This is a genomic window from Congregibacter sp., assembly GCF_965662665.1.
GTDB lineage: Bacteria > Pseudomonadota > Gammaproteobacteria > Pseudomonadales > Halieaceae > Congregibacter.
Window position 1 is genome coordinate 197,561 of record NZ_CBFIIF010000001.1, and the last position, 20,878, is coordinate 218,438.

General features: G+C 56.5%; 17 protein-coding genes. 9 read left to right on the forward strand and 8 right to left on the reverse strand.

Translation table 11 applies throughout. The features are described from left to right. Positions 1 to 2: 2 nt before the first annotated feature. The 3 genes from ACTG39_RS00915 (at position 3) to ACTG39_RS00925 (ending at position 3,675) form a co-directional block, all read left to right on the forward strand. Complete coding sequence (locus tag ACTG39_RS00915; protein ID WP_439105631.1) at positions 3 to 1,007, forward strand: NAD(P)H-dependent glycerol-3-phosphate dehydrogenase; 1,005 nt, start codon at positions 3 to 5, stop codon at positions 1,005 to 1,007. Between the two features lie 78 nt (positions 1,008 to 1,085). Next, positions 1,086 to 2,717: an alkaline phosphatase gene (locus tag ACTG39_RS00920; RefSeq protein WP_439105632.1), complete on the forward strand. Its 1,632-nt coding sequence runs from the start codon at positions 1,086 to 1,088 to the stop codon at positions 2,715 to 2,717. 109 nt (positions 2,718 to 2,826) lie between these two features. Next, entirely contained in the window at positions 2,827 to 3,675 is an 849-nt protein-coding gene (locus tag ACTG39_RS00925) for a M48 family metallopeptidase (protein WP_439105633.1), read from the forward strand. Here ACTG39_RS00925 and ACTG39_RS00930 read toward each other — a convergent pair. From ACTG39_RS00930 to ACTG39_RS00940, 3 genes are read right to left on the reverse strand one after another with little or no spacing between them, the layout of a single operon-like run. Further along, a complete protein-coding gene (locus ACTG39_RS00930; protein ID WP_439105634.1) occupies positions 3,672 to 4,850 on the reverse strand; it encodes an alpha/beta hydrolase family protein in 1,179 nt (392 codons plus the stop codon). The genes ACTG39_RS00925 and ACTG39_RS00930 overlap by 4 nt on opposite strands. Positions 4,851 to 4,898: 48 nt before the next feature. Next, complete coding sequence (locus tag ACTG39_RS00935; RefSeq protein WP_439105635.1) at positions 4,899 to 6,080, reverse strand: CaiB/BaiF CoA transferase family protein; 1,182 nt, start codon at positions 6,078 to 6,080, stop codon at positions 4,899 to 4,901. Next, entirely contained in the window at positions 6,080 to 7,267 is a 1,188-nt protein-coding gene (locus ACTG39_RS00940; protein ID WP_439105636.1) for an acyl-CoA dehydrogenase, read from the reverse strand. The genes ACTG39_RS00935 and ACTG39_RS00940 overlap by 1 nt, the downstream gene beginning before the upstream one ends. A 171-nt stretch (positions 7,268 to 7,438) precedes the next feature. Here ACTG39_RS00940 and ACTG39_RS00945 point away from each other — a divergent pair, with 171 nt between their 5' ends. Continuing rightward, on the forward strand, positions 7,439 to 8,296 hold the full coding sequence (locus ACTG39_RS00945) for a response regulator transcription factor (protein WP_439105637.1): 858 nt from the start codon (positions 7,439 to 7,441) through the stop codon (positions 8,294 to 8,296). A gap of 34 nt (positions 8,297 to 8,330) precedes the next feature. Here ACTG39_RS00945 and ACTG39_RS00950 read toward each other — a convergent pair whose 3' ends face one another. The 4 genes from ACTG39_RS00950 to ACTG39_RS00965 all read right to left on the reverse strand — a co-directional run bounded on the left by ACTG39_RS00950 (position 8,331) and on the right by ACTG39_RS00965 (position 13,223). Further along, entirely contained in the window at positions 8,331 to 10,241 is a 1,911-nt protein-coding gene (locus tag ACTG39_RS00950; RefSeq protein ID WP_439105638.1) for a cation:proton antiporter domain-containing protein, read from the reverse strand. Beyond that, on the reverse strand, positions 10,238 to 10,819 hold the full coding sequence (locus ACTG39_RS00955; protein WP_439105677.1) for an NAD(P)H-dependent oxidoreductase: 582 nt from the start codon (positions 10,817 to 10,819) through the stop codon (positions 10,238 to 10,240). Before ACTG39_RS00955 ends, ACTG39_RS00950 begins: the two co-directional genes overlap by 4 nt. Positions 10,820 to 10,880: 61 nt before the next feature. Continuing rightward, positions 10,881 to 11,789, reverse strand: coding sequence for a pirin family protein (locus tag ACTG39_RS00960; RefSeq protein WP_439105639.1), 909 nt, complete (start codon positions 11,787 to 11,789; stop codon positions 10,881 to 10,883). A gap of 87 nt (positions 11,790 to 11,876) precedes the next feature. Further along, positions 11,877 to 13,223: a glutamine synthetase family protein gene (locus ACTG39_RS00965; RefSeq protein ID WP_439105640.1), complete on the reverse strand. Its 1,347-nt coding sequence runs from the start codon at positions 13,221 to 13,223 to the stop codon at positions 11,877 to 11,879. Between the two features lie 218 nt (positions 13,224 to 13,441). On the opposite strand from ACTG39_RS00965, the gene ACTG39_RS00970 reads away from it, so the two are divergent. The 3 genes from ACTG39_RS00970 to ACTG39_RS00980 all read left to right on the forward strand — a co-directional run bounded on the left by ACTG39_RS00970 (position 13,442) and on the right by ACTG39_RS00980 (position 17,162). Next, positions 13,442 to 14,815 carry an aminotransferase gene (locus tag ACTG39_RS00970; protein ID WP_439105641.1) on the forward strand — a complete coding sequence of 458 codons (1,374 nt, stop codon included), beginning with the start codon at positions 13,442 to 13,444 and terminating at the stop codon, positions 14,813 to 14,815. A gap of 319 nt (positions 14,816 to 15,134) precedes the next feature. Next, positions 15,135 to 16,511, forward strand: coding sequence for an APC family permease (locus ACTG39_RS00975; RefSeq protein ID WP_439105642.1), 1,377 nt, complete (start codon positions 15,135 to 15,137; stop codon positions 16,509 to 16,511). Positions 16,512 to 16,577: 66 nt separating this feature from the next. Further along, complete coding sequence (locus ACTG39_RS00980; RefSeq protein WP_439105643.1) at positions 16,578 to 17,162, forward strand: chalcone isomerase family protein; 585 nt, start codon at positions 16,578 to 16,580, stop codon at positions 17,160 to 17,162. 4 nt (positions 17,163 to 17,166) lie between these two features. Here the strand turns inward: ACTG39_RS00980 and ACTG39_RS00985 are convergent, their stop codons facing one another. Continuing rightward, positions 17,167 to 18,777: an FAD-dependent oxidoreductase gene (locus tag ACTG39_RS00985; RefSeq protein ID WP_439105644.1), complete on the reverse strand. Its 1,611-nt coding sequence runs from the start codon at positions 18,775 to 18,777 to the stop codon at positions 17,167 to 17,169. 108 nt (positions 18,778 to 18,885) lie between these two features. On the opposite strand from ACTG39_RS00985, the gene ACTG39_RS00990 reads away from it, so the two are divergent. After that, positions 18,886 to 19,986 (forward strand): MBL fold metallo-hydrolase, encoded by a 1,101-nt coding sequence (locus ACTG39_RS00990; RefSeq protein ID WP_439105645.1) that lies wholly within the window; start codon positions 18,886 to 18,888, stop codon positions 19,984 to 19,986. 9 nt (positions 19,987 to 19,995) lie between these two features. Next, on the forward strand, positions 19,996 to 20,871 hold the full coding sequence (locus tag ACTG39_RS00995; protein ID WP_439105646.1) for an alpha/beta hydrolase: 876 nt from the start codon (positions 19,996 to 19,998) through the stop codon (positions 20,869 to 20,871). Positions 20,872 to 20,878 lie beyond the last annotated feature (7 nt).

Below are 20,878 nucleotides of genomic sequence, written 5' to 3' on the forward strand. Positions count from 1 at the left end.
AAATGAGCGATCTGAACATCGCCGTACTGGGAGGTGGATCCTGGGGAACCACCGTAGCCGCGCTTACAACACGTAATGCACCGGTCACGATTTGGGCAAGAAACCCCGCAACCGTCGATGAGATCAACACTTCGCACAGCAACCAGACCTACTTACCCGATGCACCGCTCCCAGAGCGCCTGCGCGCCACCAACGATATCGGCGAAGCCGTCGCGGGCGCGGACGTTGTTGTGATGGGCATTCCTTCGCAGAACTTCCGCAGCGTGCTCATGGAGGTCAAAAAGCACCTCCGCGCCTGGGTCCCTGTGATCAGCCTCACTAAAGGCCTCGAGCTTGATACGCGCATGCGTATGACCGAAATCATCACTGAGGTGCTGCCAGGGCACCCCGTAGGCGTACTCACCGGCCCCAACCTTGCGCGAGAAATTATGGCCGGGCAGGCGGCTGCAAGTGTGATCGCCATGGACGACGATATTATCGTTCGCTCGCTGCAAGAAGTGTTTAAAAGCGGCTTGTTCCGCGTCTACACCAACACTGATGTAGTCGGCTGTGAACTGGGTGGCGTCCTCAAAAACATCATCGCCATTGCCGTAGGTATGGGAGACGGTCAGGGCGCTGGCGACAACACCCGTGCGGCTTTGATTACCCGTGGTCTGGCCGAGGTCACGCGCCTTGGCGTTGCCATGGGTGGTCGCACCCAAACCTTTGCCGGACTCGCGGGCATGGGCGATATGATTGCGACCTGCACCAGCTCTCAGAGCCGTAACCGCCACGTAGGTATTGAACTGGGTAAGGGCAAGAGCATGGAGCAAATTGCCAGCGAAATGTTCATGGTGGCCGAGGGCGCCAAAAGCGCGCCTGCGGTCATGGCCCTGGCCGACCACTACGGCATTGATATGCCCATCGCTCGCGATGTTTATCGTGTAGTGACCGGCGAGACTAATGCCCGGGGAGCCTACCGGGGCCTCCTGAGAACCGCCGCTGGCGCTGAATCAGAGCCGGGCTAGGCTAGGTGTTGATGCACCCAAAGCCGCTGTCTGGCAAAGAAAGTTACCCCACTCAAAATTAACAGAGAGACCCGACGCATGATCCGCGCAATCTATCCCGCTGCCCTCAGCCTCATCATAACCGGGTGCATGAATGTCACTGTGGTCGAGTCCGCCTCTCAAGGCGAGTCTAGCAATGCAGTGACTGTTGTAGACGTCTCCAACTCCCCCATTCCTGATTATCAACGCGAGAGCCCCTGGTACACGGACGCGCAAGCGCGGGTAAGCCAGGCCAGGACCATGGGTAAAGCCAAAAACGTGGTGGTTTTTCTGGGCGATGGCATGGGTATCTCGACCATTACTGCAGCGCGTATTCTTGCGGGGCAGCGCGAGGGTAATCCCGGTGAAGAAAATCGCCTGAGCTTTGAAGAGCTTCCTGTTACCGGTCTTGTAAAAACCTACAACGTAGATTCCCAGACTCCTGACTCCGCGGGCACCATGAGCGCCATCATGACCGGCGTGAAAACAAAGATTGGCGTGTTTGGTGTCGACGAACGGGTGATTCAGGAGGACTGCCAGAGTAGCCAGGGCATTGAGCTCCTGTCTTTGCTGGAAATAGCCGAGCTGGCCGGCAAGTCCACCGGGGTGGTGAGTACAGCCCGCCTCACCCACGCTACGCCTGCAGCGACCTACGCAAAAACGGCCAATCGCGACTGGGAAGACGATGCTGAGCTCTCCGAAGATGCCAAGGCACAAGGCTGCACCGATGTCGCCGCACAATTTTTAGCCTCCCGCGAGCGCTTGAACGCTCAATTCGGCAAGGGTGCCAGCGATGGCATCGAAGTCGCACTGGGTGGCGGTCGCCGACACTTCCTTCCGAAGACTATCGAGGGAGGACGCCGTGGCGATGAACGCAATCTCGTCGACGAATGGCAAACGGCATACCCGAGCGGAAGTTACGTCAGCGACAAGACGGAACTCGCAGCCGCAGATCAAGCGCCCTTGTTAGGTCTTTTTAGTGGCTCCCATATGGCTTACGCCTCCGAGCGGGCAGTACCGGATGCGAAGCAGCCATCGCTTGTTGCAATGACCCTTAAGGCGCTGGAACTGCTCAAGGATAATGATGAGGGCTTCCTCCTTGTTGTCGAAGCGGGACGTATCGATCATGCCCACCACGCCGGTAATGCGGCAAACGCCCTGCTGGACACTATCGAACTGTCCGAGGCGGTAGCGGCGGTGATGGGCAACACGGATGCAGATGACACGCTGGTCCTGGTCACCGCCGATCACAGCCACGTATTTACCATGGCGGGTTACCCCAGGCGCGGCAACCCCATTCTGGGCAAGGTAGTTCCGGCCTGGAGTGATGAGCCCTCACTGGGTGAAGACGGCCTACCCTACACAACGCTGGGCTATATGAATGGCCGCGGCTTCAGGGACCATGGCGACCAGTTAAATGCCGACAGTACCTATGCGGAGGCGCCAACCGCGGGCCGACAAGACATTAGTGACGTCGACACAACCCAAACGGGATACCACCAGGAGGCTCTGGTTCCGATGAACGCGGAGACCCATGGCGGTGAGGATGTGGCAGTGTATGCCAGCGGCCCCGGCGCTATGGGTGCCATGGGTGCTATCGAGCAGAACCAGTTGTTCCACGTCATGCTGCAGGCGACCTCCTGGGAAGCCGAGGCTGCTGAGCGTATTGAGGACCTGAGCGAGCGTCGCTAGCCGCGAAATCCCCATCGCGGTGCGGGCGGAATTTTTCGCCGGCATCGCAATCAAAGTAAGTAGGCCGCGGAAACATTCGTATACATCAGATTACACGGGAAATAGACCCATGCGTGTACAACAACATGCCTTGATCCTTAAGCCCCTGCGCAGCGCGGTGCTGGCCGCCGTGGCCTTGAGTCTGCTTGTGGCTTGCACCACAAGCCCCACGGGACGTAACCAGTTCATGCTCATATCCCCGGAGTCTGCCATCGTGGAATCCAAGCAGGCCTATCTGAGCACCGTCGGTGAACTGGATAAAGAAAACAAGCTGGTCGACGATCCGCAAATGGCGGATCGCGTCGCCACAATTACCGGGCGCCTGGTCACCGAAGCCATCAAACTCTATCCCAATTCTGCAGATTGGGAATGGAGTGTTGCCATCATCGATGACCCCGAGACGGTCAATGCCTGGTGTATGGCCGGAGGGCGTATGGCCGCCTATACCGGACTCTTTGAGCAACTCGGCCTCACCGACGACGAGTTTGCGCAGATTATGGGCCACGAAATTTCCCACGCATTGGCAAATCACACAGCAGAGCGTATGTCTCGCGCCATGGCTATCAATGTAGGAGTCCTCGCTGCGGGCATCGCATCAGACAATCATGCGGCAACGCTGGTAGGCGCTTCTCTGGCCGCTAAAGTAGCGCTGGAACTCCCCAATAGTCGCGTGGCTGAATCCGAAGCAGATCAGATTGGTATCGAATTGGCGACCCGAGCGGGCTACGACCCCGAGGCTGCAGTCACCCTGTGGCAAAAAATGGGTGGGCTATCAGACAGTCGTCCCGCAGAATTTTTGAGTACTCACCCTGCTCCAGAAAACCGTCAATCCGCCTTGAGCGCGCTGGTGCCAGAAATGCGCGCCCTCAACCCCCAGGGAAGCCTGGCCAAAGTGACGCCGGTTACCATAGTCCGCTAGCTATCTGCAGGAATACCTGAGGTCTCGCGAGGGGTACTTTTGGCGTAGTCCAGTTCCGGAATTTCTGTAAGGCTCGTACTACCTAAAAATTGAGCCGCGGCTTCTGATACCAAATCATCTTCAGCCAGATGTTGCTCAAAGAATGCCGTGATAACCACCCGAGCGATCATCTGCTGGCGAAGAACATTCATCGCTTTGGGTAGCGGGTCGACAATACACAGCTCATTGGGCGCGCTGTAATCAATACCCAACTCCTTGGGCCCAAACAGGCCTTCCCATTGACTCGCATCATCGGCCTCGATGTATCGACCTACGGACCAACAACCCAAGGCATCAGTGTTATCCATGGCTCTCAAAAGGGCCGTTCCACCGGAGAAGCCCGTGTGCGAGCCGCCCTTCACCGTAGCCAATTCTGCCCCGGGCTTCTTGCCAAGAACCGGTGCTGCATTACTGGCATAAGGCACAAGCACGTCGAGGTCTCCCGCAAACATCATGAAAGGCACGTCCACGTTGCCAAAGAATTTACGCGTGAAGAAATTAGTCGGGCCGGCAATTGAGAGTACCGCCGCAATCCGCGGATCACGCCACTCGGGGTGAAAACCCGCCAGCGTAGACGTTAGACCGCCCAGTGATATCCCCAATACGCCCACACGTTCCGCATCGATTTTTCCGGATAAGGCATGACCAGAAACCGCGCTGTAGCCCAGCAAGGTGTCAATGAGAAAGCTGATATCTCCGGGCTGGTTGATCACGTCTTCAACCAGGGCTCCCCCTGGAGCACCCATGCTTGTCAGAGGGTAGTCCACCGCCACCACGACAAATCCGTGACTCGCCAGATGTTCGGCAAGGTAAGTGCCATTGCGCCTTCCCGAGGTGAACCCATGGCTGAACACGAGTAAGGGCCGCGGACCGGCTTCGGCCTCAAAGGGATGCCAGACATTACCTTCTAATAAGCGCTGGTCATCGCCCGGGTAGTCACCATTGGGCTGCGTCGGTCGATCGCGATCGACAAAGGACTCATCAAAGCTGGCTACGGACCAAGGGCCCGCCGCGAGACGTGCCTCACTTTCACTACCTGCCGGAAAGCTTTCGGGCTGATGAGAAAGCGTTAAATACAGCGCAAGGACAACAAGCAGTAAAGCCAAGCTTGCGAGAACTTTTAGCAGCAGTTTCAAGGATCACACCTCACAGATTGATCACGAGCTTGTACCACAAAAAAGATTTCAGGCGTCGTCCCAAAGGGGGAAATTGAGATCCTCGTCATGTTCGCCCAACCGTGGCGGTGGCCGTGCATAAGAAACCGGTGTTCGAGACAGTTTGATCGGGCTCCCGACCACCTTGAGATCTGAATTATCAGGATGCGGCAGATTGACGATCATCTCCCGGGCCACCAGCTGCGGCTCACTGAGCGCCTCGGCAATGGTGTTAATAGGGCCAGCGGGGATACCCGCAGCCTCAAGCTGATCTAACCAATCGGTCGCCTCTCGCGACGCAAAGCGTTCAGCCAAAAGTGGTATCAGGGTTTCTTGATGCGCGACTCGGGCGGCGTTGGTGGCGAACCGCGGGTCAGCTCCAAGCGCTGGTAGCTCCAGGAGCGTTACAAGTTTTACAAACTGGGCGTCGTTGCCTACGGCCACAATAAACTCACGATCCCGCGCTTTAAAACTCTGGTACGGCACAATATTCGGATGCGCGTTGCCAAGGCGCGTGGGTGTTATCCCCCCCACCAGAAAATTGCTGGCCTGATTTGCCAGGGTCGCTGCGGTGACGTCCAGCAATGCCAGATCTACCTGCTGTCCTAAGCCCGAGCGCTCTCGCTCCGCTAGTGCAGCGAGAATGCCAACATTAGCGTAAAGCCCAGTCATGATGTCTGTCAGGGCCACACCCACTTTTTGCGGACCCGCCCCAGGCTGCCCGTCTGCCTCGCCGGTCACACTCATGAGACCACCCATGGCCTGCACCAGAAAATCATAGCCGGGCCGAGCCGCCAGTGGCCCCGTTTGCCCAAATCCTGTGATTGAGCAGTAAATGAGTCCGGGGTTCTCGCGGCTCAGGCTTTTGTAATCGAGCCCATAGCGCGCGGCCGCACCGACCTTGAAATTTTCGATGACTACATCGGCACGCCCCGCGAGTTCGCGAAGACGTTCCTGACCTTCGGTAGACTGGATATCAATGCGCAGAGATCGCTTACCGCGATTCGTGCACAAAAAGTAGGCCGACTCCTGGCTATCTTCTCCATCACCGGCAGTAAGCCAAGGCGGCCCCCAACCACGGGTATCATCGCCGCTGTCGGGACGTTCTATCTTCAGAACATCGGCACCCAAATCTGCAAGCGTTTGACTCGCCCAGGGACCCGCAAGCACCCTGGACAAATCGAGAACGCGCAGGCCGTCAAGCGCAGTCATCAAAAAGCGGGAATATCCGTCTGCGAACGACCGAGGATTAGCGCGTGAATGTCGTGGGTTCCCTCGTAGGTGTTCACCACCTCAAGGTTCATCATGTGTCGCATGACCGGATACTCATCGGAGATACCGTTGCCACCAAGCATGTCTCGCGCCTGCCGGGCTACATGCAGGGCTTTCCCGCAGGAATTGCGCTTAATCAGTGAAATCAAATCTGGCGCTACTGCTCCAGCATCCATCAGTTGCCCGGCGCGGGCACAGCCCTGAAGTCCCAGGGCAATTTCGGTCTGCATATCCGCAAGTTTGAGCTGAACGAGCTGATTGGCGGCGAGAGGTTTATTGAATTGCTTGCGCTCCAGGGTGTAGTTCAGCGCCGCATGCCAGCAGGTCTCGGCCGCACCCAGTGCGCCCCAGGCGATACCGTAGCGTGCGTTATTCAAACAGCCAAAGGGACCCTTTAGGCCCTCCACGTTGGGGAGTAACTGCTCCTCGCCCACAAACACATCATCCATCACTATCTCGCCGGTGATTGATGCACGCAGAGCAAGCTTGCCCTCGATCTTAGGTGCGCTCAGTCCCTGCATACCTTTTTCGAGAACAAAGCCACGAATTACGCCGTCGTCGGTCTTGGCCCAAACCACGAACACATCTGCCACGGGGCTGTTGCTAATCCACATCTTCGCGCCGCTGATGCGATAACCGCCATCCACACTGCGTGCCCGGGTAACCATGCCCCCGGGGTCAGAACCGTAGTCAGGCTCCGTAAGACCAAAGCAACCAATCCACTCGCCGGTAGCAAGCTTGGGCAGATACTTCTCGCGCTGTTCTTCCGTCCCGTAGGCGTAAATGGGATACATCACCAGAGATGACTGCACGCTCAGCATGGAGCGGTAACCCGAGTCCACGCGCTCAATCTCCCGGGCAATCAAGCCGTAACTGGTGTAATCGACACCGGGACAGCCATAACCATCGATAGTAGAGCCGAGCAAACCCAGCTCACCCATCTCACGAAAAATCGCCAGATCCGTGTCCTCATGACGAAAAGCGTCTTTGACGCGAGGTAACAGTTTTGCCTTCGCGTACTGTGCCGCCGAGTCGCGCACCATGCGCTGCTCGTCATTGAGCTGCGAGTCCAGGGAAAAGGGATCCTTCCAGTCCAGGGACTCCCAACGTATTTTTTTTACCGCCATCGAGTGCTCATCCAGTTAAGCGTTTCGGATCACGTAATAATGCGTGACATTCATGATTTTCACTATAACGCGAGAGTGGTACTCAAACATGTCTCCTGAACGGGATATTCCTCCGAAGGCCCGTCGAGGCTATGATGTTTTCCTTGTTTTAATCGCCCAGTCGAGCATGCATTGACCACACACCTTGATCCCAAGCTTGCTGCACTTTCGAATCTCGTCGCCAGATGCCTGCCGGCGCTACGCGGAGACGACTTTGCCGTTGAGCTCATTGCAGGATTGAGGGCTTTGGTGCCTATCGACGATGCTACGGTGCTTTACTACGCCGGGGGCGATTTACCCAGCCTTGTTTACCGCGAAACTCCTCAAGCCCGGGCCAGCGATACCATGGAACGCTTTCTTGCGGGTGCCTTTCTGCTCGACCCCTTTTACAAAGCCGCAACCGAACAGCAGCGGTTTGGCGTCTTTTTGCTCAAGGAGTTAGCGCCAGCCAGTTTTCAAGACAGCGAGTATTACCACAGCTGGTATCGCAACTGCGGATTTACTGATGAATGTGGCTACTTGATCGAGGTGGGCAAAGACGCTTTCGTGAATGTGGCCCTGGGCCGCGTCGAACAGCAACGCTTTAGTCAGGCTCAGCTTAGAACGCTGCGCAGTCTTCAACCGGCGATTGAAGAGCTGTGCAGACAACACTGGGCATCGGAGAGTGGATCCGGTGAAGGTATCCGCAAACATCTGCACCTAGCTCTGGACGACTTCGGTTCAAGCCTTCTGACAGATCGCGAAACGCAGGTGATCAATCTGGTGCTCCACGGTCACAGTACCAAGTCTGTGGCCACGCGCCTGGGCATATCCGTAGAAACGGTGAAGCTGCACCGCAAACATGCTTATGCAAAACTTGAAGTCAGCTCTCAGGCCGAACTGTTCTACCTGTTCCTCGATTCACTCATGAGTAACAAGGACTACCGCGGTGGAGACACGCTGGTGAGCTACCTAGCTAAACCCCAACAGACAGGCTCGCTGTCGTCGTAAGCCAGGCTCCGACGCACAAGGCTCTACCCAAGCATCAGTCATCCAGCGAATCGGTGTAGTGTTTGGGCGGCGGTGTCCAGCCTCGCTCGCCGCGAGCATGGCCGTCATCGCGGTCGTAAAGCATCAGGCCGTGCAGCGCTTCTTCCAGCTCTATATACAGCGACTGAAACCCGCCGCCAAAACTCTCCTCTTCATCCTTTTTCAACCACTGCTCGTAAAGCGCATCACGCCCCGTGGCCTCTGCTTCGTCGAAAGCAGCAGTGAGGTTCTGAGCGCGAAAGGGGTGGTAGTCCAGAGACCTAAGCGCCTCTTTCCCCAGTTGCAAAGCTGAGTAATAGGTTTCGCTGACAACCCAATCAGCTCCCGCCTGCCGCAACTCATACAGGTGACGACGATCATAGGCGCGAGCGAGGACCTTAAGGTGCGGATAAGCATGTTTTAAGTGCTTCGTCAGCGCGAGGCACTGCTCGTCACCATCGATGGCGACGACAAACAGCGACGCTTCCTCAACCCCCGCCGCGTGGAGAAGATCCGGACGCGTTGCATCGCCAAAGTAACTCTTGATGTTTACTGCCCGCATATTGTCGATTTGCTCGGGACTGCGCTCTAAAACGACCGTAGCAATCTGGTTGGCGCGCAGCATCCGATTTACGATCTGACCAAAGCGACCCGTGCCTGCAATGATCACAGGGCCCCGATCGTCTATCTCATCGCTTTCTCTGGCCTCGGTGTTTGACGCGTAGCGCGGTAGCACCAAACGGTCAAAGGCGATGAATAACAGAGGCGTGAGAAACATCGACAGCGCCACCACCAGCAATAAGACCGGCACCAGATCCGGCGCCAGCACGCTGTTCTGCGATGCATAGCTAATCAGCACAAAGCCGAATTCTCCGGCCTGGGCCAGACTGAGGGTAAACAGCCAACCGTCCGCACGACGCACACCAAACAGCATTGCCAGAATAAACAGCACCGCTGCTTTTAAGGCGATCACAGCTAGCGTTAAGGAGATCACCAGCCCCGCCTGCTCCACCAGCAAGCCGAACTGTACTCCTGCGCCCACGGTGATAAAGAAGAGACCCAGAAGGAGCCCCTTAAAGGGTTCGATGTCGCTTTCGAGTTCGTGGCGAAACTCACTATTAGCGAGCACCACGCCCGCCAGAAACGTTCCCAGGGCCGGGGACAATCCAACCAGGCTCATAAGGAGCGCGATGCCTATCACCAGCATCAGCGCCGCCGCGGTAAATGCCTCCCTAAGTCCCGTAGCGGCGATAAAGCCAAACAAGGGCCGCGTAAGAAAGTGCCCCGCCACCACCACCGCGGCAATGGACGACAGTACAACCAGCGCGTGCATCCAGCCCGACAAACCGGCAACCAAGCTCAGATCATGATGCCCGTCATCACTGGCCACATCTGCCGCGCCCATGAGCTCCGGGATCGCCAACAAGGGAATCAAAGCGAGCATAGGAATAACCGCGATGTCCTGAAACAGCAGCACCGAGAATGCGCTTCGGGCACCATCGGATTTATTCAGGCCTTTCTCCTGAAAGGTCTGCAGCACGATTGCGGTTGATGACAGGCTAAGGAGTAAACCCACGGCCACGGCACTGCGCCAATCCAAACCTACCTGCCAGGCAATTGCGGTAAAAATTGCCGCAGTGACCGACACTTGCAGACCACCCAAACCCAGGAGGCGGCTGCGCATCCGCCACAGCATGGCGGGTTCGAGTTCCAGACCCACCAGAAACAGCATCATCACCACGCCAAACTCCGCGTAGTGTTGAATGGTCACACTCTCCTCTGAACCCACAAGCCCCAGGGTTGGACCAATGACGACGCCTGCCACCAGGTAGCCAAGCACCGAGCCCAGACCAAAGCGCTTGGCCAAAGGCACCGCAATCACCGCGGCCAGGAGGTATACAAAGACCTCCAGTAACAGGCCGGTCACAGCGCGACACCGGTATCAGCGTCGGTGTCGCCGTCAGCGTCCCTCAGCACTTCATTAATCGTACAGGCCTCACTTTGCGTCCAACCATTCAGGGTCTCGCGAGCCAGCTGATCAAGAAGTGACGAGAACGCTTGGAGGTGCGCCTCACGTCGTCCCTCCTCTACTGCCGTGCGAGAGCCAAACAGTGCAAAGGGCGGGATATAGCGCATATGGCACAGAGCAGCCGTCTGCTCCAGCGGCCTAAGCAGATCCCTGAGACTGTGATGGTTGTAACCACTCACGTCATAGGCAGAGCCAGCACCCCCCGCACTGCAGGCGCAAAGGAAATACTTCCCAGCCAGCGCAGTGCCTTCTTTTCCGTAGGCAAAGCCGTGCTCCAGCACCAGGTCCTGCCACTCTTTGAGCAGTGCCGGCGTTGAATACCAATAGAGCGGAAACAAAAACATGACCACATCGTGCTCGCAGAGCCGCTGCTGCTCTTTGTCGATGTTGATGCGGTAGTCCGGGTACTCAGCGTACAGATCGACAAAGCTTGCCTGAGGATGAGCTCTCGCCACCGAGGCAAGATGCGCATTTATCTACGAGCGATGCGGCGACGGATGGGCAAACAAGACCAGTATGCGACGTGCGCTCAAAGATTCATTCCTCGCCGGGGAGCGGGATAAACTCGTCATCATCGGGAACACCCGGAAAGTTACCCGCGCGCCAGTCATCCTTGGCCTTCTCGATACGCTCAAGGCTGTCACTGACAAAATTCCAGTACATATGTCGCTCGCCCAGCGGATCCCCGCCAATCAAAAGCACTCGCGCTGTTTCGGAGGCGCTGAGCAACAAATCTTCACTGCCTTCGAGGACGACCATAACGCCCGACGGGACGCCCTCGCCATCTACAGACACCTCGCCTTCGGCAACATAAAGGGCGTGCTCTTGTTCCTGAAGCGCAATACGCACCTCTGCCTGCTCTGTCACATTAAGGTCGGCATAAAGCGTGCGAGAGTAGGTTTTTACCGGCGAATGATAGCCGGCGAGCTCACCCATGATTAAACGGAAAGTCACCCCTCCGCTCTCCCATTGAGGCAGATCCGCTGCCGCATAATGCGTAAAGTCCGGGGGTATCTCCTGTTGCTCTGCGGGCAGAGCAATCCATGACTGGATACCGTGCAGTTTAGAAAGACGATCAAAATCGGAACCCGGTCTTTCGGAGTGCACAATGCCATTACCAGCGGTCATCAAATTGATCGCACCCGGGTGAATGGCCTGCACAACGCCCAGACTGTCGCGATGCAAAATCTCGCCTTCAAAGAGATAGGTAATAGTCGCGATGCCGATATGCGGATGAGGTCGTACATCGATACCGGAGCCCGGAGGAAATTCTGCTGGCCCCATATGGTCAAAAAATACGAAGGGGCCCACCATACGTTGCCGCGCGGCGGGCAGAACGCGCCGAACGCTGAACTCCCCCAGATCTTTCTCTCGCGGCTTAATGCGTAAGCGAATATGGCTTTGCTGTTCCTGGCATTCGGCCTCTTCACAGCTGAAAAAACTCATAGTTTCTCCCGATCGTCTGGTGCAGCGGTCACGAAGCTCAGGGTAGTCGCTTCGCGCATAAACAGTGTGACTGACAGTTAAGCTGATTTACAAATTTGTATCGTACTCAAGAGGCGTGACATGCCGCCCAAACTCATCGATTTCCTGCTGTTTCAGTAAGGCGTACATCTCTTGAAAAGGCGCACCCAGATAATCAGCAACAAAGCGCGACTGTCTAAATACGTCCAGGGCCGCATTCCAGTGCTGTGGAAGGCTGGGCGCCAGTTGCTCCCAGGCGTTCCCTTCCATCGCCGGTGGCGGCTCCAGAGCATTCTCAATCCCGTACAGCATGCCGGCAAGCAGCGCGGCGATGACCAGGTGTGGCTGGGCATCCGCGCCCGCCACACGATGTTCGAGACGCATCGCGGACAGCGGTCCCGCGGGGACGCGAAGCGCTACGGTTCGGTTTTCGTAACCCCAGCAGGGAGCCAAAGGCGCATGCATACCCTTTTGAAAGCGTCGATAGGAATTCATGGTCGGGGCCAACAGGAGCATGACGTCAGGCAGGGTGTGCATGCAGCCTGCGATCGCCTGGCGCAGCAAAGGACTCCCCTGCGCGGTGCCGTCATTGAATAGATTGTTTCCGTCGGCATCCTGCAAACTGCAGTGCAGGTGCATGCCATTGCCGGCCAGATCACCAAACGGCTTGGCCATAAATGTGGCAATACGCTCAAAACTACGTGCTATGCCGCGAATGGCACGTTTGAGCAGCAGCGCCTGGTCCGCGGCGAGAAGTGCGTCCGGATGATGCAAGAGATTGATCTCGTACTGCGAGGGCGCCCCCTCTTTAATCAAGGTATCTACCGTAAGATTTTGAGCCATACAGCACTCACGCACGGCATGCATAAATTCATCAACCTCGGACATGGCCTCGAGTCCATAGGTTTGACCTGAGCCCAGCGCCCCACCCACGCTGTCGCGTTGAGTATGCTGGGGCCGACCCAGCGCATCTCTTTGCGTGTCCAGAAGAAAAAACTCCATCTCGCTGGCAACCACAGGCTGCAAGCCTTGCTTCTGAAACCGTGCTTCCAGGGCACCCAGAATTCGTCGAGGATCCAAGGGGTTGCTCGTACCGTCTTCATGATCGAGGCTGACGAGAATTTGCGCCATGGGGCGCTTTGCCCAGGGCATAGGAACAAGGCTCCGAGGCTCGGCGACACAATAGCCGTCACCATCGCCGCTGAGGAACACCCACTCCTCTACATCGCGGCCCCAGCTATCAAAGGCCAATGAACTGACCGGCAGCTTTAGCTCGCCGGCAAATACTGTGCTCAATTTGTCCCGGGTAACCCACTTACCACGGAGCCCTCCTGCAAGGTCCGCGAGGACGATTTCAAACAGCTCGATATCCGGATGATTATTCAGGAATGTCGTAAGCGAATCTGACTCATTCATGACATGTTCCGCTACTAGATTAGGGGGGATGAGGTTAAAAGCGAGAGCATTTGGCAACACCTTTGGGTTACTGGCAGCACCGCCCGACTGTGACACACTTAAAAATCAAGAAACGTAAACTATCGCAGAAACTATAGCATCGCTTAGAGTCACAGCTTCCGTTTTAGCAACGACAATTAAAAGCAGTTACCGCTGAGGCTTCGACCGGGACACTTGTTATGAATAGCACCGCAGACACCGCCACCCTGAAGGCCCTTGATAGAGCCCACCACCTCCACCCCTTCACCGACTTTCATGACTATGCGCAGGGAAACGGCCGAATCTTTAGCCGTGCCGAAGGCGTTTTCATTTACGACAGCGATGGCAACGGGATGCTGGATGGCATGTCCGGTTTGTGGTGCTGCAACCTTGGCTACAGTCAGGATCGCATCAAGCAGGCCGTGTTTGATCAAATGCAGCAGCTGCCCTACTACAACAACTTTTTTAACTGTTCGAATCAGCCTGCAGTAGAGCTGGCAGCGGCGCTGATCAAAGTAGCGCCCGACGGTTTCGATCACGTGTTCTTTACGAATTCGGGCTCTGAAGCTAACGATACAAACATTCGTATGGTTCATCGCTACTACGACCTCCTCGGCAAGCCGGAAAAGAAGCTGATTATCAGCCGCAAAAATGCCTACCACGGCAGTACGATCGCAGCAGCATCCCTGGGCGGCATGAAGGCAATGCACGAACAGGCCATAGGCCTGAGCTACGTCCACCACATCAATCAGCCGCACTGGTTTGAGCTTGCAGAGCCGGGCGAAGACGAAGATAGCTTTGGCCTGCGGATCGCCCGGGAGCTGGAGTCCAAAATCGACGAACTGGGAGAAGACCGCGTCGCCGCCTTTATTGCGGAGCCGGTACAGGGCGCCGGAGGCGTTATCGTTCCCCCGGATAGCTATTGGCCGGAGCTCCAGCGAATTTGCAACGAGCGCGACATTCTCCTGATCGCTGATGAAGTCATCTGCGGATTTGGTCGCACCGGCGAATGGTGGGGCAGCCAGACCTACGGTATGCAACCCGATTTGATGACCTTCGCCAAGGCAGTCACCAACGGTTACATGCCCCTAGGAGGGGTACTGGTCTCCGATAAAGTTGCCGACGTGCTCATGGCCAGCGGCGGCGAGTTCGCCCACGGGCTCACCTACTCAGGTCATCCAGCATCCTGTGCAGCAGGTCTTGCGACTCTCGACATTCTCCACGAGCAGAACATTGTGGAGCGCGCCGCAAAAGATCTCGCACCCTATTTTCAAAACAAATTGGCAGCGTTAAGGGACCACCCCATCGTCGGCCAGGTTCGCGGCCGAGGGTGCTTTGCCGCCGTCGAGTTGGTCGCCAACAAAGAAACCCGCGAACGCCTCGCTCCCGACTCTGCAGGCGCAGTGTTCTGTCGGGATACGGCAAACAGTCTGGGCCTCATGGTGCGTCAAACCGGCGATGCCATGATCATGTCCCCACCGCTGATCTGCGAGCATGAGCATATTGACTATCTCATGGAGAAGCTCACAGCATCTCTCGATGCTACCGCTCAGCATTACAAGATTGCAGGCTGATAACAGCTCTAAACTAGCTTTGATCGGCCGCAGGTAGAGGGCTTGGAAAGTGAGAAAGAAACTGCCACTCACTTTCCAAGCCCTCTAACTACGTCCTCCGACCTAATTCTCAGATCATCGGCGCTACACACTCGATCGAACGAGCACCACCTAATCGGCCGCTCTACTGCACCATGACTAGCACACAGCTAAGGAGCATTGCAGGTGGCTGATGATTCACGAGCCAGTGGCAGTTTCTTTCTGGCGAGAGAGTCATCAGCCACCTGCAATGATCCGTCCTCGTGCTAATCTCGAATTCTGTAGGCATCGAGAACGCTGCATGACCGACACAATCCAGCATCCAAAAACGCTTCGCCAGCGCGATCTGGTGCTGTTCACCGTGTCGGCGATTCTACTGCCCGATATTATTACTGCCTCCGCATCCGCTGGCGTCTCGAGCATCGCCTGGTGGCTTATTCTGGGCACCTTGTTTTTCCTTCCCATGGGTTTAATCAGTGCCGAGCTGGGTTGCAGCTATCCAGAGCAAGGAGGCATCTACACCTGGGTTCGCAATGCCTTTGGCAGTCGCTGGGCCTCACGTATTACCTATTGCTACTGGGTGAACATGGCACTCTGGCTACCCACAATGTTTATCCTCGTCGCCGGCGTGGCCAACAGGCTATTCGAACTGGAGGCCTCGCTAACAACCCAGATAGTCATCGCTATGACAGTCACCTGGCTTACCGTTGGCGCCAACCTTGTCGCCCTCAGGTTCGGAAAGTGGATTCCCAATATCGGCGCCATCGCGAAATTCCTGCTTTACGCATGCCTGATCTTTGGTTGCTGGCGTTTCTTGTCCTCGCAACAAATGGCTAATCCACTGTCACTGGCGGCTATAACACCGAGTTGGGGCGAGGGCTCGAAATTTATCCCTGCCATCATTTACGGCATGCTCGGTTTTGAACTCGCAAGCGCAGGATCCGAAGAAATGCGTAATCCAGCGCACGACGTTCCCCGGGCAATTCTCTGGTCAGGACTGCTGGTTCTGGTGCTATCGATACTCGGAACCTTTGCAGTACTGGCAACCATTCCTACGACCGAGATCAATCTGGTAGAAGGTGTGATTGACGTGCTTCAGGTGTCGTTTGCGGATTTAGCCATGGCTGATGCCCTGGTACTTTTCCTTGGTATCTGCTTTCTCTTTGGTATTTATTCAAGCTGCGCAGCCTGGTCTATGGGCGCTAACCGGGCCGTGGCGGAGGCTGCCCTCGAGGGAGAGCTCCCCGCGACCTTTGGTATCGAGCTGCCGAGCAATGGCTCACCGGTAGGAGCCGCTGTCCTTACCGGCTTGGTCAGCACGCTTGCGCTCTTCAGCTATGGATTTATGTCAGGCAACAATGAAGATCTGTTCTGGTCTCTGTTTACCTTCAGCTCGGTGCTGTTCATGCTGCCCTATGTAGGGATGGTTTTAGCGTTTCTTCGCATGCGCGCCAGCGACCCGGAGCACCCCCGCCCTTTTCGCGTTCCCGGCGGCGTTATAGGTGCCTGGACCAGCGCACTGCTCTGCGGGTTCATTCTGCTGACAACCATAACACTGTTTATGGTAACCCCCGAGGACGGACCTCAGTGGCCGGTCATCATTGGCGTCGTTGTGGCGCTGTTTCTCGGTGAAATTCTTGTGAGAACTGCGGAACGCTCAGCAAGCAAAAGCGGATGATCGATCAATTCATCTAATTTCTACGTTCCATCGTAAATAAAACTCATGTTGCTCATGAGAAAGCCCGTGCCCAAAGTTGCTCAGTTAGAGACCCGAGAATCTCGTCGAAAAAGCGCCGGGATTTTTGCAGTGGTCGTGCTAGCCACCGCATTGACCAGCGAAATGGTGGCGGTAAAGGCGATCGCGAGCCCAGCTGTGCAGACTGCAGAACAGCTGGAGCTCCAAAAAGTCGGTGAAGCCCGCCTGAAGTTTCTGTTCTGGTCGGTCTATGACTCCCGCCTGTACACCCCTAGTGGAGGCTACAGTGACGGTGAGCGCCCTCTAAAACTGGAGATAGAGTACCTCCTCGACATCAAAGCGGATGCCTTATTGGAGCGTACCTTGATGGAGTGGGGGAACATGGGGCGCGAGCATCCGAGGCAGGATCAATGGCGGGAGCAGCTCGCCGACATTTGGACCGACATAGAATCCGGAGACGTACTGAGCCTGGAACTCGACAGCGCCAACCGGAGCACCTTCCGGCGAAATGGCGAGTTCCTGGGTCGCATCGAAGATCCAGAGTTTGGTCAGGAGTTTGTCGATATTTGGCTTTCAGAAGACTGCACTCGGCCAGAAATACGCGAGTCCTTGCTGGGGAAAAGTGCGGGTTAATCCGCTAGTCCAAAGTCGCGAGGTACTCCTCCAAGCGCCTGCTCGCATCACCTCCGAACAGAATTTGACTGGCCTCAGCCAAACCCGGAGCGCCGCGAATATCCTCCGCGCGAACAACCTGCTCAATCTTGGAGCGCCGGCGCATAAAGTCCTCCAGGCGCACCACCATTTCCCGACGCGCCGTTAATTCTATTTCGCAGCGCGTGTACTCCGCGTGCTCGATCATCAACTCAACGCTATCAGGCATCTCCCGGATACGATCCAGTAACTGAAACGCCGCTTCGCCATAACGTCGCCAGAAGCGCTCGCTCAAAGGCTCGGATGATCCCGGATCGGTCATTTCGTCCAGGCCCAGCTGACTCGCCTGCTGCATAAACAGTGCTTTTACAGAGCCGCGAGGTTCCCCGTACCAGACGGCGTTTGGCTTTGGTACGGTGACATTCAGGGATTCCACGGCCTCTACAACCTCGTCGCCCACGTTCAGACAATCGGTAAGCTTGCCGCCGAAAATACTGATCTGCGAAAGCGCCTTGTTAATCTCTATCTCATGCTTGCGCGATAGCTGTACCCAGTCGGTAGCGCCCTGAGAACCCGTTACCGCAAGAGGCCGCACCCCTACACGCTCGGCAATGATGTCCTCCGGACGAATGGGCTCACGTAGATCGATGAGCTGATTCACGTTATCAAGCACAAACTGCCGGTCCTCGGCAGTGACGCCCACCGAAGGATCACTCACCGCAGTATCTGTGGTGCCTATGCAGGTCTTGGGGCCCATGGGAATCAGGAAAAACAAGCGGCCATCGCTGGCAAAAAACGTCAGCACTCGGCGACTGTCCGTCACACGATCGACGATCAGGTGAATACCCTTGGAGAACAAATGACGATACTGGGTTTCCACCCCCAGCTTCATATTCATGGCGTCCACCCAGGGTCCACAGGCGTTAACGACAACTTTAGCTCTCAGCGAGTAAGTCTTCTCGCCCTCACAATCCCGCAGCTGGCAATCCCAGCCACCGTCCCGGGGGGTGGCCTCATCCAGGCTCACGTAGTTGGCTGCGACACAGCCGAGGTCCAGAGCTCGGCGGATAAAGCTAAAGACAAAACGCGCGTCGTTGTCATAGAGATAACAATCGGAATACTCCAGTCCCCCCGCCGCATTGCTGGTATTGATTTCGGGTTCGAGCTTTTTAATGGCACGGGCTGACAGATATCTCGGCGCGCGGGTTTTGCAGCGGCCCATGAACCAATAGAGCACGCTTCCCAGAAAAACAAAAAAGGACCAAAACCGGAATCCACGCTGAATTGTCGTGAAAAAGCGGATTTCTTTAACCGTAGCCGGGTATGCGCGCATAAGCTCATTGCGCGAGCGACAGAGTTTATTGACCAGCAGAAACTCAAGGCTCTCCAGATACTTGATGCCACCCCAGGCGAGATTGCTGGAGTTAGAGCTCACGCCGCTGGCAAAGTCACCACGGTCAATGAGCGCGACGCGCACGCCCTTTCCCGCCAGCGCGGCGGCCGATACCGCGCCATTAACACCGCCTCCAACAATCAGGACGTCATACTCCTGCCCTTGAAGGCTTTCGAGATTCTTATCGCGCAGCGCGGTGGACACCGCGTTTCCTCCTCAACAGACAATCAGGTATCGACGACGGATCAGCTGGACAGCGACCTCGACAAACACCACTATAACGCACTCTCTTAGCTGTTCTCCCTACTCTCTATGCTCGAAGCAAACCCTGAATCCTATCGTGGCCTGCAGTACCCCTGGGGCCGCGGAGTTAATCCCGAAGCCGGCGAGCCTCAGCAAATAGCCGAAGGTGTCTACTGGGCGCGTTTCCCCATGCCGATGTCCTTGGATCACATCAACCTGTGGTTGCTAGAGGACGACGAAGGTTGGACGATCGTCGATACCTGCCTGAATTTGCCTGACGCCCGGGATATTTGGGAGTCTATTTTTGAAGGGTTTATGGGTGGCAAACCGGTCACACGAGTGATTTGCACGCACATGCATCCCGATCACGTGGGCCTTGCCGGGTGGATTTGTGAACGCTTTGGCTGTGATCTGTGGATGTCGCGGGCTGAATATTTGATGTGCCGCTCCTTGGTCGCTGATACAGGCCGGCCTGCTCCGCAAGTCGCCGTCGATTTTTACCGAGCTGCGGGCTATACCGACGAACAACTGGAGAATTATAAAAAACGCTTCGGTTTTTTCGGAAAGGCGGTCTCGCCACTACCCGACCGCTATCGACGATTGGTGGATCTTGAAACCCTGAGCATTGGCGGTCGCTATTGGCAAATTATGGAAGGCAGTGGCCACTCCCCCGAACACCTTTGTCTCTACTGCCCCGCGCTAAAGCTGTTTATAGCCGGTGATCAGGTCCTGCCACGAATTACACCCAATGTGTCTGTGTTTCCCACGGAGCCCAACGGCGACCCCTTAAAGTACTGGCTGCGATCGAGCGCACGCCTACGCGAACGTCTCCCCGAGGACTTATTGGTTTTACCCTCCCACGAAGCGCCCTTCACCGGTCTTCACGTGCGTTTAACACAGCTACTTGAGGGTCATAAGGACGATTTGAGCGCTCTTTTCGACTTGCTCGCAGAGCCCCGTAGAGCGGTAGACTGCTTTTCTGCGCTGTTCAACCGCAAAATTGAAGAGGGGTCGCTGGGTTTAGCAACGGGAGAAACCCTTGCGCACCTTAACTGTCTTCTCGGTCGCCGACGAATTCGTCGTCACAGAGACGATGAGGGGGTTAACTGGTATGTGCAGGACCCGGATGCCGTCGATTATCACGACGAAAAAATCCCCATGAACTTCTGAGGAAGACGAATGCTGCAAACGCTTAAAGTCGGAGTCTTTCGCAGCGTCTACCGATTCAGCGCACGTCGGGCATGGCATGCTCCGGACGTGCACTCCTCTCCCGGAGCGCTCGAATTGCCTACAACAGCAGGGCCGCTACGGGGGCACCTCTATCGAGGGGCCCATGCCGGCGAGCGCCCCATGGTCATCTACTTTCACGGCGGCGGCTGGGTTATTGGCGACCTTCAGACACATCATGCCTACTGTCAGGCTCTGTGCGATGCCTCCGGTGCGACGGTTCTTGCGGTAGATTATCGTCTGGCGCCTGAGCATAGGTTTCCAACGGCACAGGATGATTGCCTGGCGGCAGCCCAGGCCATTTTCGAAGGACTAGCGGACTTCGGCCCCAGCAATGGCGGGGTTGTGCTGGCGGGAGACAGCGCCGGTGGTCACCTGTCTCTGTGTACGGCACTGGCAGCGGGCAATGACCTGAGACAAGCGATCAAGGGTCTGCTTCTCACCTACCCCGTCGTCGATCACTACACTCGACCGTCGCCCTCTTATGTCGATTGTGCCAAGGGACAGACACTGACGAGCGACATTATGCGCTGGTTCTGGGATAGCTATCTGGGAGACCAGGACCCCGAATCAGAAGAAACACAGCGCGCTTTTCCGATCCGTAGCGCTGCGCTCGCCACGCTGCCTCCGGCGATTCTGTGTACCGCCGGGCGGGATCCCCTGCGAGACGAAGGCATGGCTATCGCCGACGCTATGCGCGATGCTGGCGTGGCGGTTGAGCAGGAGCATTACCCCGATTCGGAACACAACTTTGCCTGCACCATGGGGCCTACGGAGGATTACAAGGCTTGGCTCAGGCGCTGCGCAGACTGGATCGCCCAGCGCTAAGCAAGAT